The following is a 757-nucleotide window of genomic DNA, read 5'->3' as shown; positions in this document are numbered from 1 at the left end:
GCCTTGCGGTGCCGTTCGAAACCGGCGTCGTGCTCCATCGACAGGCTCATCTGCTTCGGCGTCATCGCGTAACATCCGTCCTCAGGTCGAGCTTCGACCACGGGGCAAAATCAGAGTTTCCTTAGCTCTTACTTCGATCACTGCGCCTTTGATTCTCAGCCATGTTCTGAAGCACAACAATAGCCAATAGAAATGGAATGAGAGCAACAAAAATACTGGGATGCGTAAGAAGATATTCAAGACTTGGATCAGCTCCAGGCTTAGGAATTGCAGCGCCAGTTATGGCCATGGCTGAAGTGATAAGGATGAGCCAAAATGCAATTTTTATGCGTCGCGCTTTTTTGCTAGTCGTTGGATAAAGAATGAAGGCACGTTTTAACCAGTGCATATCTTCGCGGCCGCTGGCGCCAGTCGCTTCAATCGAGGAAATATCTTTGTAGGCTTTAAACAAGTTGCGCAATTCTTGCTGGGAGCTGTCGAGAAGCTCTTGATCCATCACATTGGGAAGCAATTGCCTTGCGTGAATCCATGCATCGACCACCTCAATTCTAAGCCTGAGTTCCTGAAGTACGCTGTTGCGCTTACCTTTTCTGGCACGATCGCTTAGCCAAGTGAGAAATGGCGGTGTCGCACTAGCAGGCTGTTGAGAAACCTCCGCGCGCCGCCGCGGTCATAGACGTTCTCAATCACTGACCGCCCGATCCGATGCGCAGCCCCGACGTCCAGCAGCTTGGCATGTTCTCGTATGTATCGGTCG

At 51.1% G+C, this 757-nt stretch carries 1 protein-coding gene; it reads right to left on the bottom strand.

Going from position 1 to position 757, the window contains the following annotated elements:
• Positions 1-121: 121 nt before the first annotated feature.
• Complete coding sequence (locus B0E52_RS18435) at positions 122-541, bottom strand: hypothetical protein (RefSeq protein ID WP_139351708.1); 420 nt, start codon at positions 539-541, stop codon at positions 122-124.
• Positions 542-757 lie beyond the last annotated feature (216 nt).

It is taken from the genome of Rhodanobacter sp. C06, from assembly GCF_002001105.1.
Taxonomy (GTDB): Bacteria; Pseudomonadota; Gammaproteobacteria; order Xanthomonadales; family Rhodanobacteraceae; genus Rhodanobacter_A.
The sequence above is the reverse complement of the archived record's forward strand: the minus strand, read 5'-3'. Positions and strand labels throughout refer to the sequence as shown.